At 45.6% G+C, this 1,823-nt stretch carries 2 protein-coding genes; one reads left to right on the top strand and one right to left on the bottom strand.

Annotation, left to right across the window (positions count from 1 at the left end; translation table 11 throughout):
- Positions 1-145: 145 nt before the first annotated feature.
- Positions 146-547, top strand: a complete 402-nt coding sequence (locus Q0241_RS03395; RefSeq protein WP_179188271.1) for a DoxX family protein — start codon at positions 146-148, stop codon at positions 545-547.
- 85 nt (positions 548-632) lie between these two features.
- On the opposite strand, the gene Q0241_RS03390 is transcribed toward Q0241_RS03395, so the two are convergent.
- Positions 633-1,823, bottom strand: a 1,191-nt coding sequence (locus tag Q0241_RS03390) for a multidrug effflux MFS transporter (RefSeq protein WP_299373075.1), incomplete at its 5' end; no start/stop codon positions are given.

The raw sequence follows: 1,823 nt of genomic DNA, 5'->3' as shown, positions 1-1,823 counted from the left end.
GTTGTGTCATCATATTTGAGAGCCCTTTCTTTTTGGTGGGAACAGATCAGGGGCTGGGCAAGATAATGCAACCAGTAAATAGAGCGTTTTTTCTGCTTTAGACAATATGTTCTGGCAGTGCGAAAAGCGCTAGGGGGATAGATAGATGGGCATTTTCCACAATTCGTCGTTGGGGTTATTTCTTCTTCGGTTAGGTCTCGGCGGGATGATGATCTTGCATGGTATTCACAAACTGGGAAACCCGGGTTCTATACAGTTCATTGGCAGTAAACTGGCCTCTTTGGGGTTACCAGAGTTTATGGCTTATGGTGTGTTTGTAGGTGAAGTGATTGCGCCACTGATGATTATCGGGGGATTTTATTCACGACTAGGGTCTTTTCTGGTTGCTGTTAATATGATTTTTGCGCTGGTGCTTGTTCACAGTCACCAACTCATGCTCTTGAACAATCAAGGTGGCTGGCAGTTAGAACTACAGGGGTTCTTCCTGATCTCGGCCTTGGCGCTTCTTTTTTCTGGTAGTGGTCGTTACGCGATTAAGCCAGACTAAGCCCGACTGGGGTTTAAATTTGTCTAATAAATAAAGCAGTACACAAAACTTTTGTGTACTGCTTTATTTTTGCTGGGGTCTGTTTTTATGTGAGCTGTGTCTCTGGTTGTCTTTCGACCCAGAGCATAATGCCTAGCGAGATGAGGCCGAGGATGGCAAAAGCATAGACGAGGGGTAAAACGGTGTGGTCATAGTTTTGTCCAATGGTAATGCCGATTGCCATGCATATATAGGTTGTAAGTGATCCGACAACTGCTGATCCAAGGCCAGCAAGCTTGCCAAGAGGCTCCATCGCAAGAGTATTGAAGTTCCCAAATAGAATACCAATACAAAAGAAACTCAGCATCATATAGATCATAAAGGACCAAAGTTGTGGTTGCCCCGAGGCGAGGTTTGCTGGCACCAGATACAAGATGGCGAGAATGGTCATCGTGATCAGAGCAATTTTTGACAACTTTCTCATGCCAAATTTCATGACAAGATTGGCATTGGTAAGCGAAGCCGCACCGATGGAAAGAGACAGTATCGCAAAGTAGAGGGGGAAGAGTTCTGTGATGCCGTAAATATCCTGAAAGATCTGTTGGGCGCTGGTCAGGTAGCCGATAAAAGCCCCAAAAATAATGCCCGCAGCAAGGGTATAAGCCAAAGTTTGTTTGTTGGTAAGGATCGTTTTTAGGCCATTCCAGAAATGTCCAAAGGTCAGGGATATCCGGTTTTCTTTCGCAAGAGTTTCTGGTTGTCTGCATGCAAACCAGAAGAGAACGATACTGGCGAGAAGGAAGAAGCTATAGAAAATAGCCTGCCAGTCAAAGAGCATCATAATCGAAAGGCCCAGGGCCGGGGCAATTGTCGGCACTATAATGAAAACGGCCATAATAAAAGACATAATACGCGCCATGGCGCGGCCTTCGAATTGGTCACGGACTAGGGCAACAGAAATAGTCCTTGGACCAGAAGCACCGATGCCCTGAAGTAAACGTCCCAGAAGCATAACATTAAAATCGCTGGCTGTTGCTGATATGATGGAACCGATGATGAAGATGGTTAAGCCACAATAGATAACAGGCTTCCGCCCAATACTATCTGACCAAGGACCAAAGAAAATTTGCCCGGTGGCCAGTCCAAAAAATATGATTCCAATGACGAGCTGAACATCGTTTGGGTTTGTAACGGCCAGTTGTTGGCCCAACAAAGGAAGCGCAGGCATAACGGCATCAATTGACAAGGCAACCAGTGACATTAAAAAAGCCATAAGGGCTATGAATTCCCCTGAGCT

This window comes from uncultured Kiloniella sp., from assembly GCF_937128705.1.
Lineage (GTDB): Bacteria > Pseudomonadota > Alphaproteobacteria > Kiloniellales > Kiloniellaceae > Kiloniella.
This window is presented reverse-complemented; position numbering and strand designations above follow the sequence as displayed.